Annotated in this window: 12 protein-coding genes and 1 pseudogene; 11 read left to right on the top strand and 2 right to left on the bottom strand. The window is 74.6% G+C overall.

The window, feature by feature from the left end:
• The first annotated feature begins 6 nt into the window (after positions 1-6).
• Positions 7-1,734: a TM0106 family RecB-like putative nuclease gene (locus KPF22_RS01580; RefSeq protein WP_208820383.1), complete on the top strand. Its 1,728-nt coding sequence runs from the start codon at positions 7-9 to the stop codon at positions 1,732-1,734.
• A gap of 39 nt (positions 1,735-1,773) precedes the next feature.
• Complete coding sequence (locus KPF22_RS01575; protein WP_208820381.1) at positions 1,774-3,582, top strand: gamma-glutamyltransferase family protein; 1,809 nt, start codon at positions 1,774-1,776, stop codon at positions 3,580-3,582.
• Between the two features lie 70 nt (positions 3,583-3,652).
• Here KPF22_RS01575 and KPF22_RS01570 read toward each other — a convergent pair whose 3' ends face one another.
• Entirely contained in the window at positions 3,653-6,454 is a 2,802-nt protein-coding gene (locus KPF22_RS01570; RefSeq protein WP_224401017.1) for an MFS transporter, read from the bottom strand.
• A gap of 2 nt (positions 6,455-6,456) precedes the next feature.
• Positions 6,457-6,942 (bottom strand): MarR family winged helix-turn-helix transcriptional regulator, encoded by a 486-nt coding sequence (locus KPF22_RS01565; protein WP_062399130.1) that lies wholly within the window; start codon positions 6,940-6,942, stop codon positions 6,457-6,459.
• Between the two features lie 124 nt (positions 6,943-7,066).
• On the opposite strand from KPF22_RS01565, the gene KPF22_RS01560 reads away from it, so the two are divergent.
• The 9 genes and pseudogenes from KPF22_RS01560 to KPF22_RS01520 all read left to right on the top strand — a co-directional run bounded on the left by KPF22_RS01560 (position 7,067) and on the right by KPF22_RS01520 (position 13,961).
• The gene (locus KPF22_RS01560; RefSeq protein WP_224401016.1) at positions 7,067-7,348 is read left to right on the top strand and encodes a DUF4326 domain-containing protein; all 282 of its coding nucleotides are present in this window, start codon (positions 7,067-7,069) and stop codon (positions 7,346-7,348) included.
• Entirely contained in the window at positions 7,345-8,592 is a 1,248-nt protein-coding gene (locus KPF22_RS01555) for a cytochrome P450 (protein ID WP_224401015.1), read from the top strand. The genes KPF22_RS01560 and KPF22_RS01555 overlap by 4 nt, the downstream gene beginning before the upstream one ends.
• Positions 8,593-8,645: 53 nt before the next feature.
• A complete protein-coding gene (locus tag KPF22_RS32890) occupies positions 8,646-9,167 on the top strand; it encodes a cupin domain-containing protein (RefSeq protein ID WP_208820375.1) in 522 nt (173 codons plus the stop codon).
• Between the two features lie 191 nt (positions 9,168-9,358).
• Positions 9,359-9,799, top strand: coding sequence for a hypothetical protein (locus tag KPF22_RS01545; protein ID WP_073573757.1), 441 nt, complete (start codon positions 9,359-9,361; stop codon positions 9,797-9,799).
• An 8-nt stretch (positions 9,800-9,807) separates the two neighbouring features.
• Entirely contained in the window at positions 9,808-10,686 is an 879-nt protein-coding gene (locus KPF22_RS01540) for a DNA-formamidopyrimidine glycosylase family protein (protein ID WP_224401014.1), read from the top strand.
• Positions 10,687-10,718: 32 nt separating this feature from the next.
• Positions 10,719-11,930, top strand: coding sequence for a sensor histidine kinase (locus KPF22_RS01535; protein WP_224401013.1), 1,212 nt, complete (start codon positions 10,719-10,721; stop codon positions 11,928-11,930).
• Between the two features lie 123 nt (positions 11,931-12,053).
• Positions 12,054-12,929, top strand: a pseudogene (locus KPF22_RS01530) (S49 family peptidase); the annotation flags it as partial.
• 417 nt (positions 12,930-13,346) lie between these two features.
• Complete coding sequence (locus KPF22_RS01525) at positions 13,347-13,586, top strand: response regulator (RefSeq protein ID WP_308010352.1); 240 nt, start codon at positions 13,347-13,349, stop codon at positions 13,584-13,586.
• Positions 13,587-13,697: 111 nt separating this feature from the next.
• Positions 13,698-13,961, top strand: a complete 264-nt coding sequence (locus KPF22_RS01520; protein ID WP_224402357.1) for a LytTR family DNA-binding domain-containing protein — start codon at positions 13,698-13,700, stop codon at positions 13,959-13,961.
• Positions 13,962-14,511 lie beyond the last annotated feature (550 nt).

The raw sequence follows: 14,511 nt of genomic DNA, 5'->3' as shown, positions 1-14,511 counted from the left end.
GGAGCCGTGAGCACCTCGACCGGACCGCGTACCGCACCCCGTGTCCTGCTGGACGCGGCGGCGCTGAGCGGGTGCCGCCGCCGGGTGCACCTGGACCACGACCCGTCGGCGGCGGAGCGGCCGCGGGCGCTCCCGGACCCGGCGATCGAGCAGCGCCGGGCCGACGCGGCGGCGCACCGGGTGCGGATCGGCGAGCTGCTCGCGCGCACCTGGGGTGCGGACTGGGCGAGCACCTGGCCGGACGGCGCGGCCGGGCCGACCGGGACCGGCGCCGGTCCGCGGGCGGCCCGGGCGGAGCGCACGGCCGAGCTCGTCGCGGCCGGTGCACCGCTGGTCTGGGGTGCGGTACTGCCCGTCGACGGCGACCGGCGCGGCACCGCGGAGCTGCTCGTGCGCACGCCCACCGGGGGCTACGCCCCGCTGCTCGTCGTGCGCCGCCGGATCACCGATCCGGGCGAGGGCGCGCGCACCACCGCCGTCACCGACCCGTGGCCGCAGCGCGCCCGGCACGACCCGGACCGCAAGGTCCGCTCCCAGCCGCGCGACCTGCTGGCCCTGGCCCAGCTGACCCGGCTGCTGGAGGCCGCGGGCTGGGCGCCGCCGGAGTCGGCCCCGCGGCTCGGCGGGGTGATCGGGCTCGACGCCGACGTGGTCGTCTGGCACGACCTGCGGGCCGGGCACTGGCCCGGCGGGCGGTCCACGCTGGAGGAGTACGACGCGCGGTTCACCGACCGGGCCGCCGTCGCCCGGGCCGCGGCGACCGGCGGGCCCGCGCTCGCGGCGCCGTCGCGGATCACCGAGTGCCGCCGCTGCCCCTGGTGGCCGACGTGCGAGGCCGAGCTGGAGCAGGTCGACGACGTCAGCCTGGTCGCCCACGGCGAGACGGCGCGGCTGCTGCGGGAGTCGGGCGTCGTGACCGTCGCGGGGCTGGCCGGGCTGGACCCGGCGGACCCGCCCGCCGAGCTGACCGGCCCCCTGCCCGGGCCGCCGTTCACCGACCTCGTGGCGCTGGCCCGTGCGCGCCGCCGGGGACTCGCCGTCGCCCGCCGGGTGCCGCGGGTGCCGGTCACGCGCGCCGACGTCGAGGTCGACGTCGACATGGAGAGCTTCGGCGAGTCCGGGGCCTACCTGTGGGGTGCGCTGCTGACGCTGCCCGGCGGTGCCCGTGACGGGGACCCGGAGCCCGGCTACCGGGCGTTCGCGACCTGGGACCCGCTGCCCACCCGCGACGAGGGGCGCTCGTTCGGGGAGTTCTGGACCTGGTTCGCGGGCCTGCGCGCCGCCACGCTCGCGTCGGGGCGCACGTTCGCCGCCTACTGCTACAACGAGCAGGCCGAGAACCGCTGGATGATCGCCTCGGCGCAGCGGTTCGCCGGGATGCCCGGGGTGCCGACCGAGGCCGAGGTGCGCGCGTTCGTCGCGGACCCGTGCTGGGTCGACCTCTACGGCGTGGTCTCCACCTGGTTCCTGTGCGCGCAGGGCAAGGGGCTGAAGAAGATCGCCCCCGCCGCCGGGTTCTCCTGGCGGGACCCGGAGGCGGGTGGGGAGAACTCCATGCGCTGGTACCGCGACGCCGTCGCGCTCGACGGCGGCGAGCCCGACCCGGTCCAGCGGGAGCGGCTGCTCGGCTACAACACCGACGACGTGCTGGCCACCCGCGCGCTGCGCGAGTGGATGTCCTCGGACCGGGTGCTGGAGGTCCCGCTGGTGAGCGAGCTGCGCGACCCCGCCTGAGGTCCGCGGGGCACACGCGGGCGTGTGAGGATCCGGGTCGTGGCACCCAGAGGACACGACCGGATCGGGCCGCACGGTGCGGTCAGCAGCACCCACCATCTCGGCACCGCCGCCGCGGCCACGGTGCTGGCGCGGGGCGGGAACGCCTTCGACGCCGCCGTCGCCTGCGGGTTCGTGCTGCAGGTGGTCGAGCCGCACCTGTGCGGGCCGGGAGGTGAGCTGCCCGCCGTGTTCGTCACCGCGACCGACCCCGTCCCTCGGGTGCTGTGCGCCCAGGGCGTGGCACCGGCCGCCGCGACGGCGCAGCGGGTGCGCGACCTGGGCTGCACGATCGTCCCCGGCACCGGCCTGCTCCCGGCGACGGTCCCCGGGGCCTGGGAGGGCTGGCTGACCCTGCTGCGCGACCACGGCACCTGGGAGCTCGCCGACGTCCTCGCACCGGCGCTCGGCTACGCCGCGGGCGGGTTCCCGCTGGTCCCGCGGGTGCCCGCGGCCATCGGCACGGTCGCGGACCACTTCCGCACGCACTGGCCGTCGTCGGCGGCGACCTGGCTGCCCGACGGCCGGGTCCCCGCCGCGGGCGAGCGGGTGCGGCTGCCCGTGCTGGCCGCGACCTGGCGCCGGCTGCTCGACGAGGCCGTCGGCCCGAGCCGGGAGGCGCGGATCGACGCCGCCCGCGACGCCTGGTACCGCGGGTTCGTCGCCGAGGAGATCGGCCGGTTCGCCGCGACCCCGGTCCGGGACGAGACCGGGCGTGACCACACCGGCCTGCTCACCGCCGACGACCTGGCCGGCTGGTCGGCGCACTACGAGGACGCGCTCGTCGCCGACGCCGGGTCCGGCTGGTCGGTCGCGAAGTGCGGCCCGTGGTCGCAGGGGCCGGTCCTGCTGCAGCAGCTGCGGCTGCTGGCGGGCCTGGACCTGGAGCTGCCCGGCGGTGTCGCGACCCTCGACACGGTGCACGCCGCCGCCGAGGCCGCGAAGCTCGCCTTCGCCGACCGGGAGGCCTGGTACGGCGACGGCGCGACCCCCGACCTGCTCGCCGACCTGCTCTCCGACGCCTACACCGACGACCGGCGGGGCCTGATCGGCCCGGCCTCGGACGGCGGGCTGCGACCCGGCTCGCCGGGCGGACGCACCCCCCGGATCGGGGACTACGCGGCGACCCCGGGCGCCGGGCGCGGCTCCGGGACGGAGGGGCCGGGCACCGGCGAGCCGACGGTGTCGCGGGACGGCGTCGCCCGCGGGGACACGGTGCACGTCGACGTCGTCGACGCCGCCGGGAACATGATCTCGGTGACGCCGTCGGGGGGCTGGCTGCAGTCGTCGCCGACGATCCCGGCGCTGGGCTTCTGCCTCGGCACCCGCGGCCAGATGTTCTGGCTGGAGGAGGGGCTCGCGAGCACGCTGGCGCCCGGGCGGATGCCGCGCACGACGCTGTCGCCGTCGCTGGCGCTGCGCGACGGCGAGCCCGCACTCGCGTTCGGGACGCCGGGTGGGGACCAGCAGGACCAGTGGCAGCTCGCCTTCCTGCTCGCGCTGATGCACGGTGGTCTGGACCTGCAGGCCGCGATCGACGCGCCGACCTGGCACTCGACGGCGTTCCCCGCGTCCTTCGCGCCGCGCGGCTGGGAGCCGCACGGGCTCGTCGTCGAGTCCCGGCTCGGGGCCGGCACCCTCGCCGGGCTGACCCGCCGCGGGCACGTCGTGGACGACGCGGGCGCCTGGGCGCTGGGCCGGATGTGCGCGGTCGGGACCGGCGCCGCCGTCCCCGGGGGCGGCGGGCCCGGGACGCTGCACGCCGCGGTCGACCCCCGGTCCGGGGTGGGCGCGGCGATCGCGCTGTAGACGGCGGAACGCCCCGCCCCTCCCGTGACGGGAGGAACGGGGCGTTCCACGTGGAACACGGACGGGTGGGTCAGCGGTGCGCCTCGCCCCGCAGACCCTGCTCGCCCTCCCGGACGTGCCGGCCGTTCTGGAGCCCGTTGCCGTTGCTCGACGCGGACCCGTTGCCGTTCGTGGACGCCTGTCCGTCGAGCGGGAGCGGGAACTCCACGTCGGAGTGGGTCACCCGGCCCGGCTCCAGCGCGACCACCGTCGCGACCGGGGCGTAGCCGCTGGTCGCGAGGGTGTAGCTGCCCGCGGGCAGGCCCTCGAACGCGAAGGCCCCGTCCGGGCCGGACAGCCGCGACCCGACGACGGCGCCCTCGGCGTCGATCAGCGTGGCCAGTGCGTGCGCCACCGGGTGCCCGTCGGGGGCCGCGGTGACCCGGCCGGTGAGCCGGGAGCGCTGCGGCAGCCGCAGGTCCTGGACCGCCGTGCCGGAGCCGGGCACCTCGACGCCGACCGCCACCGGGTCGACGCCCTCGCCGGCGGCGGTGAGCGTGTAGCGCCCGGCCGGGACGCCGTCGAGCGCCCAGCGGCCGCCCTCACCGGACCGGCCGGCCGCGGCGACGTCGCCGCCGTGGTCGATCAGCGAGACGGTGATCCCGGGCAGCGGGGTGCCCGCGGCGTCGAGCACGGTGCCGCGGATGCCGCTGCTGACCGACAGCCGCACGTCGTGGCGGACCGGCTCGGTGCCGACCGAGACCGTGGCGGCGTGCGGCGGCAGCGCCGCCGAGGCCGCCACCACCAGGAAGCGTCCGGGCTGGTCGACGGCGATGCGGTAGTGGCCGTCGTCGTCGGTCGTGGTGCGACCGACCTGGTCGCCGGACAGCCGGGTGACGGTGACGACCGCCCCGGTGACCGGCGTGCCGGTGCCGCCCTGGACCCGTCCGGTGACGGCCGGGCCGTCGCCGCCCGCGGAGTGCAGGTGGTCCAGGCCCGCGGCCGCGGCGGCGTCACCGACGGTGCCGTTGTGCGGACGCGGCCGGGGCGCCGGGTGCGGCGGCTCCTGCCGGGCGACGACGGGAAGCGGCGTGGTGGGCGGCGCGATGTCCGCTCCGCGCCCACCGCCGTCGACCCGCCCGGCCGGGGCGGGTGCCGGCGCGACCGTCCCGAGCGCCTCGGTCGGGACCGACGCGGCGGCGGCCCCCTGGCCCGCGGCCTCGGCCCGGGCGGCCTGCGCACCGGACATGGTGCGCAGCGGCAGCTCCTTGACGAACAGCACCAGGACGAAGGCCACCGCGATCACGCAGGCCGCGATGAGGAACGCCAGCGTCATCGCGCTGGTGAAGCCCTCCTGGAACGGTGCGGCCAGCCGCGGGTCGATCCGCTGCAGGAACGAGGAGTCGGCCAGCACCGAGGTGGACAGGCCGCCGGCCTGACCGGACTGCAGCGCCCCGACGACCTGCGCGTTGGCCGGGTCGGCCGCGACGGCGGGGTCGGTCAGCGCGGCCCGGAAGGAGCTCGTGCCGAGCGCGGTGCGGATGGCGTCGGCGATCTTGTCGCCGGCGGTGGAGAACACCACCGACAGGAAGATCGCGGTGCCCAGCGTGCCGCCCATCTGCCGGAAGAACGTCACCGAGGAGGTGGTGACACCCATGTCGCGGGCGGGCATCGCGTTCTGCACGGCGAGCACGAGGGTCTGCATGCACAGACCCAGGCCGAGGCCCAGCAGGGCCATGGTCAGGTCGAGCTGCCAGATCGGGATCGACGGCGTGACGGTCTGCCACAGCAGCACCATCGCGATCGTGATGAACGCGGTGCCGATCACCGGGAAGATCTTGTAGCGGCCGGTGCGCGAGGTCAGCTGGCCGGAGAGGATCGATGCGACCATGATCCCGCCGACCAGCGGCAGCATCATGAAGCCGGCCTCGATGGGCGTCGCGCCGTGCACGATCTGCAGGAACTGCGGCAGCAGCGCGATGCCGCCGAACATCGCCATACCGATGAGCAGGTTGAGCACCGCGGACAGCGAGAAGATGCCGGTGCGGAACAGCCGCAGCGGCAGCAGCGCGGCGTCGCCGTAGGCACGCTCGGCCAGCAGGAACAGCAGCAGGCCGACACCACCGATGACGTAGCAGACGATCGACGAGGTGGAACCCCAGCCCCACTCGCGGCCCTGCTCGGCCACGATCAGCAGCGGCACCAGGCACAGCGCCAGCGCCAGCGCGCCGGGCCAGTCGATCCGTGCGGGCCGCGGGACGTGCGGGATGTTCAGCACCCGCTGGACGACGACCAGCGCGACGAGCCCGATGGGCACGTTGACCAGGAAGATCCAGCGCCACCCGTCGATGCCGGCGATGCTGTCCACACCGGACAGCAGGCCGCCGATGACCGGGCCGATCACGCTCGAGGTGCCGAACACGGCCAGGAAGAAGCCCTGGTAGCGGGCACGCTCACGCGGCGGGACGATGTCGCCGAGGATCGTCAGCGCCAGCGACATCAGGCCGCCGGCGCCGAGGCCCTGCAGGGCGCGGAACGCGGCCAGGGAGTACATCGACCAGGCCAGGGTGCAGGCCACGGACCCGATCAGGAAGATCGTGATCGCGGTCATGAACAGCGGCTTGCGACCGAAGATGTCGGAGAGCTTGCCGTACAGCGGCGTGGTGATGGTGCTGGTGATGAGGAAGGCCGTCGTCGCCCACGCCTGCAGGTTGAGGCCCGACAGGTCGTCGGCGATGGTGCGGATCGCGGTCGAGACGACCGTCTGGTCCAGGGCGGCCAGGAACATGCCCAGCATCAGTCCACCCAGGACGGTCAGGATCTGCCGGTGCGTCAGCTCGCCGTCGCCGGAGGTGGCGGCGGGGCGCTGCGCACTGGCGGCAGCGGTGGACATTCTCAGGACTCCTGTGCTTCGAAGGTCTGATAGTCGTCGAGGAAGCGGCCGAGCAGGCCGGTGAGGGCCTGCCGGTCGTCGGGGCTCCACGCGGCCAGCACGGTGGCGATGACGTGCGCGCGACGGCGTCGCTCGGTCTCGATCACGCGGACGCCCTCGTCCGTCGCGGCGAGGAGGGAGGCGCGCCCGTCGCCGGGGTCGGCGCGCCGCTCGACGAGACCCGCCTTGACCAGGCCGGACACCTGCCGGCTGATCGTGGAGGGGTCGGAGTGGAAGGTGGCGGCGACCTCGCCGGCCCGTTGCGGGCCGCCGAAGTGGAGATGGGCCAGCACGTGGTACGCGGCCATGTCGACGATCATCTCGGGGCGGTGCCGTTCACCGGACCGCTTCACCTGGCGGACCAGCAGGAACAGCTCCCGGACGATCGAGTCGGCGAGCTCCAGGTCGGCGTCGGCGGGCTCGGCGGTGGCAGCCTGTGCGGTGCTCATCGCGGACCCCCTCTCGGTAGTGCATGTATCACGCAACTAGTTGACTCGCGCAAGCATGCGCCGATGCATTGCGCAATGCAAAGCGATTGGCCGTGAGCTGCGCCACCTGATTACGGTGCGGGTCGTGAGCACTCCACGGCGGATCCGGCTGCGTCGCACGAAGGGGTGGCGCAAACCCGACGGCGCGGTGCTCGTCACCCGGCCCGGACCGTGGGGCAACCCCTTCGACGTGCGCGAGATGGGGCGGGCACCGGCCATCGCCGCGCACCGCCGCTGGCTGCTCGACGAGCGCCCCGACCTGGTCGAACGGGCCCGGACCGAGCTCGCGGGCAAGGACCTGTGCTGCTGGTGCGCCGAGGACGTGCCCTGCCACGCGGACACGCTGATCGAGGTCGCGAACCGGTGAGCGGCCCCGATGGGGTCGACCCGGACGAGATCGACACCGATGTGTTCGACCCGCGCGTGTTCGCCCGCGGGGTGCCGCACGATGCGCTGCGGCTGCTGCGCGACGCCGCGCCCGTCTCCTGGCAGGACGAGCACGCCGTCGGCCCGTGGCCGGCCGGACCCGGATTCTGGGCCGTCACCCGCTACGACGACGTCCGGCACGTCCTGCGCAGCCCGGCCGACTACTCGTCGTCGCTCGGGGCGACGCAGATCCGCGACCCGGACCCGGCCGACCTGCCGTTCCTGCGCCGGATGGTGCTCAACATGGACCCGCCGGAGCAGGTCCGGCTGCGGACGCTGGTCACCGGGGCGTTCACGCGTCGCCGGCTGGAGGGGTTCGCCGCCGCGGTGCAGCGCCGCGCCGACGCGCTCCTGGACGCCGTACGCGACGACGGCGGCTGCGAGCTCGTCGGGCGGGTCACCGACGAGTTCCCGTTGCAGAACCTGTCCGACCTGCTCGGCGTGCCGGTCGAGGACCGCCCGATGCTGCTGCACTGGACGAACCGGGTGATCGGCTACCAGGACCCGGACCACGCGGCCGAGGGTCCACCGGTGAACCCGCGCTCCCCGGCCGCGCTGGCCGACATGTTCGGCTACGCCGACGCCCTCGCCGAGCGCAAGCGCGCCGAGCCCGGCGACGACGTCATGACCGCACTGGTGCACGCCGAGGTCGACGGCCGCGCACTCACCGGCCCCGAGCTGCACATGTTCTTCTTCCTGCTGGTCATCGCGGGCAACGACACGGTGCGCAGCGCGCTGCCGGGCGGGGTGCTCGCGCTCGTCGGGCACCCCGACGCCTACGCCCGCCTGCGCGCGGAACCGGGGCTGCTGCCGTCGGCGATCGAGGAGATCCTGCGGTGGCACCCGCCGGTGCTGACGTTCCGCCGGACCGCCACCCGCGACCACGTCCTGAACGGCGCGGAGATCGCGGCGGGGGACAAGGTCGTCGTCTACCACTGCTCGGCGCACCGCGACGAGCGCCGCTTCGCCGACCCGGACACCTTCGACATCACCCGCTCCCCGAACGAGCACCTGGCGTTCGGGCAGGGGCCGCACCTGTGCCTGGGCGCGCACTTCGCCCGGATGCAGATGCGGGCCTTCCTCACCGCGTTCCTGCGCCTGCCGCCGGCCCGGCTCGACGGGGAGGTGCGCCGCCTGACCTCCAACTTCATCAACGGGACGACCCGGCTGCCGCTCGCGTGGTGATCGGCCACTAGCGTGCGGTGCGATCACGCATCGCGCCCGGAGGGACACCGCCCGTGCCGCTCGCCCGTCACCTTCTCGGACCGGCCCTGCTGGTCGCGACCGCCGCCCTGCTCGCGGGGTGTGCCCAGCCGGGGCAGCTCGGCCACGAGAGCGAAGTCGTTCCGTCGTCCGCCGCCCCCGCGCCGACCACGGAGCCCGCGCTCCCCGGCGTCCCGGACGTGCCGGTCACCCAGGCGGGCTCCGACGCCCGGGGGCGCCTCGACCGCCCGGTCGACATCTCCACGCCCGGCCCCGCCGAGCTGCTCGTGCGCACCGAGGTGCTGCAGCCGGGCCAGGCGAGCGGCTGGGTCCGCCACCCCGGCACGGTGATCTCGGTCGTGCGGTCCGGCACGGTGACGGTGCAGCGTGCCGACTCCTGCGAGCCGCGCCCGTTCGGCCCGGGGGAGGCGTTCTTCCTGGAGGACGGCAGGCCCAACGAGCTGCGCAACGACGGCCCGGACCCGGTCGTGCTGACCCGCTCGGAGCTGCTGGCCCCCGGTGCCCCGGAACGCGAGCCCGCCGAGCCCGCCTGCTGACCCACCGCAGCGCCCTCCTCGGCCCGGCTCTCGTGTCCGTCCGAGCGGGCCGTTCGCACGAAAGGTTCGTACGAGCGGCCCGTACGTGGGAGACGGGGGATCGCGACGCGGCGGCGGGCGCGTGAGGTCTCGGATCTGTCGGTGGCCTGTGGGAACATCGTGGGCGGTACCGGGGCAGGGGAGCGGACACCTTGACGACGAAGACGGTCATCGCGGCGGACTACCGTGAATGGCAGGTGAGCCGGCGGATCGAGTGGACCACGCCGGCGGTCGGTGACGAGTTCGAGCACGACGTCGACGCGGGTAACGGCGCGGTCGTGCTGATCCTCGGCACGCTGGTGTTCTTCTGGCTGGTCCTCGTCGTCTGGGTGCCCGGCGGGGTGGTCTTCCCCTGGTTCTACTGGCTCGTCGTCATCGTCGGACTGGGTTTCTTCCCGTTCCGCTGGCTGCTGCGCAGGCCGTTCACGATCACCGCGAAGACCCAGGGCGGCTACGACCTGCCCCCGGAGAAGTGGACGGGCATGGTGCGCGGGCTCGCCACCGCACGCGAGGAGACCAAGGTGGTCGTGCGCAGCCTCAAGAACCGGTCGACGCCCGGCCACGCGGACAGCCCGCTGCAGCCGATCAACTAGGAGTCGCGGTGCCCGAACTGCCCGAGGTGGAGGCCCTGGCCCACCACCTGCGTGAGCACGCCGTGTACCGCCCGGTGGCCCGGGTGGACCTGGCCTCGATGAGCGCACTGAAGACGTTCGACCCACCGGTGTCGGCGCTGGTGGGCCGGGTGGTGACCGGGGCGTCGCGGTTCGGGAAGTTCCTGTCGGTCGACTTCGACGACCGCCCCGACAGCGGCCCGCTGCACCTGGTCACGCACCTGTCCCGGGCCGGCTGGCTGCGCTGGCACACCACCGCGGGCGTCACCCCGCCCAAGCCGGGCCGCGGCCCGTTGCAGCTGCGGGTGCACCTCGACCAGGTCGGCGGGCCGGGCTTCGACCTCACCGAGCAGGGCACCCAGAAGCGGCTCGCCGTGTACCTGGTGGACGACCCGGCGCAGGTCCCGGGCATCGCGAAGCTGGGTCCGGACGCGCTGGAGCTGGGCCGGGCCGGTCTCGACGAGCTGCTCGACGGCGACAACCGCAGGCTCAAGACGCTGCTGGCCGACCAGTCCACGCTCGCCGGCATCGGCAACGCCTACTCCGACGAGATCCTGCACACGGCGCGCCTGTCGCCCTACGCCACGGCGTCCCGGCTCGACGCCGCAGCCCGGGACACCCTGTTCGAGTCGCTGCACGCCGTGCTGTCCGACGCGGTGGCCCGCTCGGTCGGCCAGGGCGCCGCGGAGCTCAAGGGGGAGAAGCGCTCCGGGCTGCGGGTGCACGCCCGCACCGGGCTGCCCTGCCCGGTCTGCGGCGACACCGTGCGCGAGGTGTCGTTCGCGGAGAGATCGTTCCAGTACTGTCCGACCTGCCAGACCGGGGGGAAACCGCTCGCCGACCGCCGCCTGTCCCGGTTGGTGCGCTAGTGGCGGGCGCGGGAACGGGGGTGCTCGCAGTCGTGGACGGATCCACCACGCTCACCCCGTCCATGGCGCTGCTGCTCGTGGTGGCTGTCGTCGTCGGCGTGGTCGCGGTGTTCTTCTTCCTGTGGCAGCGCAACCGGCGCAACACGATGGTCTCGCCGCTGGCCAAGGCCACGTTCTCCGCGCTGCACACGGTCGCGCTGGCCGCGCCGGTGCTGCGCGAGGGGCTGTCGTCGCGCTCGGCGTCGCAGGCGCTGCCGTACCTGCGCCAGCTGCTGGAGACCACGGCGATGGCGATGACCGACTCCCGCGGGACGGTCCTGGGCTGGGACGGCACCGCCGACCAGCACCAGCAGGACGTGCAGACGCTCGCCGACACGGTCGTCCGGACCGGCCGGATGGAGCTGATGAGCCACACCTCCATCAAGTGCAACCAGCCCGGCTGCGAGGTGCGGGGGATCGTCGTCGTCCCGCTGGAGAGCGACGGGAACATCATCGGCACGCTCGCCGCGCTGACCCCGTCGACGGCGGGCCCGCCGGTGCTGCGGGCCACCGGCGAGGTCGCGCGCTACGTCTCCAGCCAGCTGGAGCTCGCCGAGCTCGACGACTCCCGGGCCCGGCTCAACCGCGCCGAGGTCCGCGCCCTGCGTGCCCAGATCTCCCCGCACTTCGTCTACAACGCACTGACCACGATCGCCTCGTTCATCCGCACCGACCCGGCGCGGGCCCGTGAGCTGCTGATCGAGTTCGCCGACTTCACCCGGTACTCGTTCCGCTCGGCCGGTGAGTACACGACGCTGCTCGACGAGCTGAACAACATCGAGCGCTACGTCCGGCTGGAGAAGGCCCGCTTCGGGAACCGGCTCAACATCAAGCTCCAGATCGACCAGGAGGTGCAGAACGTCGTCCTGCCCTTCCTCGCGCTGCAGCCGCTGGTGGAGAACGCGGTCCGGCACGGGTTGTCCGGCAAGCCCAACGGCGGCACCGTCACCATCCGGGCGGAGAACGCCGGGTCGGAGTGCGTGATCGTCGTCGAGGACGACGGCGTCGGCATGGACCCGGCCCGGCTCAACGAGGACCTCGACGACGCCCACCTCTCCGGCGCGCACGTCGGCCTCGGCAACGTCGACGACCGCATGCGCTCGGCCTTCGGCGACAACTTCGGCCTCGTCGTCGACACCAACATCGGCGCCGGGATGAAGATCACGCTGCGGGTGCCGAAGTTCCGGGCGGGCATCCGGGCCTGACCGGCGGGCATCCGTGGGACCCTCTGGCCATCTGATGGGCCGTACGGGTGAACCAGGTGGTCGCGAGCTGTGCCGATCCGGTCACACCACGTCACCCTGTGCTCGCGCGTACGGTGGGACGGCATGGACGTCCTGCGTATTCCCGCGGCGGTGACCTCCCGTCTGCCCGGCAGGCTGGGTGAGTCGGTCGGCCCTCCGGTGGTGTCGGTCGTGCGGATGCAGGGCGTCATCAGCGCTCAGGCCGCGTCGGTACCGCGGCAGGTGCTGAACATCTCGTCGATGGAGAAGGTGCTGGAACGGGCGTTCGCGCCCGAGCGGCTCGCCGCTGTCGCACTGGTGATCAACTCCCCGGGCGGCTCGCCGACCCAGTCCCAGCTGATCGGGGACCGCGTCCGCTCGCTGGCGGCGGAGAAGGACGTGCCGGTGCTCGCGTTCTGCGAGGACGTCGCCGCGTCCGGCGGCTACTGGCTGGCCTGCGCCGCCGACGAGATCTACTCCTGCTCCACCTCGATCGTCGGCTCGATCGGCGTGATCAGCGCCGGGTTCGGGCTCGACGGCCTGATCGAGCGATGGGGTGTCTCCCGGCGGCTGCACACCGCGGGCGGGTCGAAGTCGCGGCTGGACCCGTTCCTGCCCGAGCGGTCCGAGGACGTCGCTGGCTCACCGGCCTGCAGGAACAGCTGCACGACCGGTTCACCGGATGGGTGCGCGAGCGGCGTGGCGACCGGCTCGCGACCGACACCGAGCTGTTCGACGGCGAGGTGTGGCTGGGCGAGCGGGCCCGCGAGCTGGGCCTGGTGGACGGCATCGGCAGCGCCCACGACGTCCTGACCGAACGTTTCCCCGATGCCGAGCAGCCCGGTGGAGCAGCGCAGGCCGCTGCTCGCCCGTCTCGGCGCCGGCGGGTCCGCGGCCCAGGCCGGCCTCTCCGGCGGCATCGCCGGGGCCGGCACGAGCTGCTCTCCGCTCCGCCCTCGAACGAGGGCGGCGTGGGCCCGTTTACGGGCTGTGACACCGGTGACCGTGCGCACCACGGCCGCGCTGCACCCCGTGTCCGGACGGTCACCGATCCGGTTCGTGCCCTGGCATCACGCGCGTCGGCACGTCACCATGGTCGCGGCGCCGGGCGATCATCGAGCGGATGGGCTTCCCGGCGCAGGCCCGGAAGCAGGATGAGGAGATCGTGGACAGCAACGACACCACTCGCGGACTGGTCGTTCTCGCGGTGGACGACGAGCAGCCCGCGCTCGAGGAGATGGCCTACCTGCTCGACGAGGACCCGCGCGTCGCGACGGTCCTCAAGGCCGGCGAGTCCACCGAGGCCCTGCGCATCCTGAACGGCCGCCGGGCCGGGGCGGCCGCGGGAGCCGGCGGGGGGGCGGCGCGGACGTCGCCGAGCAGACCGACATCGACGCCGTGTTCCTCGACATCCGCATGCCCGGTCTCGACGGCCTGGAGCTGGCCCGGGTGCTGCAAAACATGGCCGTGCAGCCGGCGATCGTCTTCGTCACCGCGCACGACGACCGCGCGGTCGACGCCTACGACGTCGGTGCCATCGACTACCTTCCTCAAGCCGCTGCGCACCGAGCGCCTCTCCGCCGCGCTCGACCGGATCCTGTCGACCCGTCGCAGCGGGCCGGTCGAGACCGTGCGTGAGGAGACCGGCGGCGACGACGAGGTCATCCCCGTCGAGCTGGCCGGCACCACCAAGCTGGTACCGCGGTCCGCCGTGCGCTACGTGTCGAGGCGCAGGGCGACTACGCCCGGCTGCACACAACCGAGGGCAGCCACCTCGTCCGGATCCCGCTGTCGGTGCTCGAGGACCGCTGGCGCGACGCCGGTTTCGTGCGCATCCACCGCTCGTTCCTGGTGGCGCTGCCGCTGGTCACCGAGCTGCGGTGGCCGGGTCCGGCTACGTCGTGCGCATCGGACCGGCCCGGAGACCGCGGAGCTGCGGTCAGCCGTCGGCACACCCGTGAACTGAAGGACCGCCTCGTCCGCGCGACCAAGCAGGCGTGGAGCCAGAGGTGAGCAGGTCCACCGGCGGCGTCTCGCCGTCGGTTGCGTCCGCAGTCCGACCGGGCGCGGACGATCTCGACGGGTCCGACCGGCCCGGCACCGAGCCCGACGCGACGGCCGCCGGGGCCGGGGCGGACAGGGCTCCGCCGCGCCCGAGGAGCGTCCGGACCCCGCACGGTCGCGCCCGTACCCCGACGGCGCCGTCGCGGTCTCGACGCCTGGAACCCGGCGCTCGAGCACCGCAACCGCCGCGTCGCCCTCGCGCCGGAGCCGTCCGGGAACGCCATCCCGGCGCAGCCGCGTGGCTCGTTCGCGTCCGGTCCGCACACGCGGCGGCCGGTGGCTACGGCGCGCCCGGCACCGGGGGGAGCCCGCCGCCGCGTCGCCGCACGGCCCGGTGCCGGGGCCCGGTGCGCCCGGACGACCGTGGGCGGCCCACGCCGGCCCGCCGGAGGCCGGTGGCACCCGGTCCGACCGTCCGGTCTCCGGGGCCCCCCTCCGGCGGCCGGCCTCGGCCCGGCCGGTCGGCGGGGTCCTGGCCCCGAGCAGTCCGGCGCCGAGC

The organism is Pseudonocardia sp. ICBG1034 (genome assembly GCF_020131375.1).
Taxonomy (GTDB): Bacteria; Actinomycetota; Actinomycetes; order Mycobacteriales; family Pseudonocardiaceae; genus Pseudonocardia; species Pseudonocardia alni.
This window is presented reverse-complemented; position numbering and strand designations above follow the sequence as displayed.

What these genes read in the sequence shown, in the direction of transcription:
- KPF22_RS01570 (WP_224401017.1), bottom strand. Translation starts at nt 6,454, where the DNA reads ATGTCCACCGCTGCCGCCAGTGCGCAGCGCCCCGCCGCCACCTCCGGC.
- KPF22_RS01565 (WP_062399130.1), bottom strand. Translation starts at nt 6,942, where the DNA reads ATGAGCACCGCACAGGCTGCCACCGCCGAGCCCGCCGACGCCGACCTG.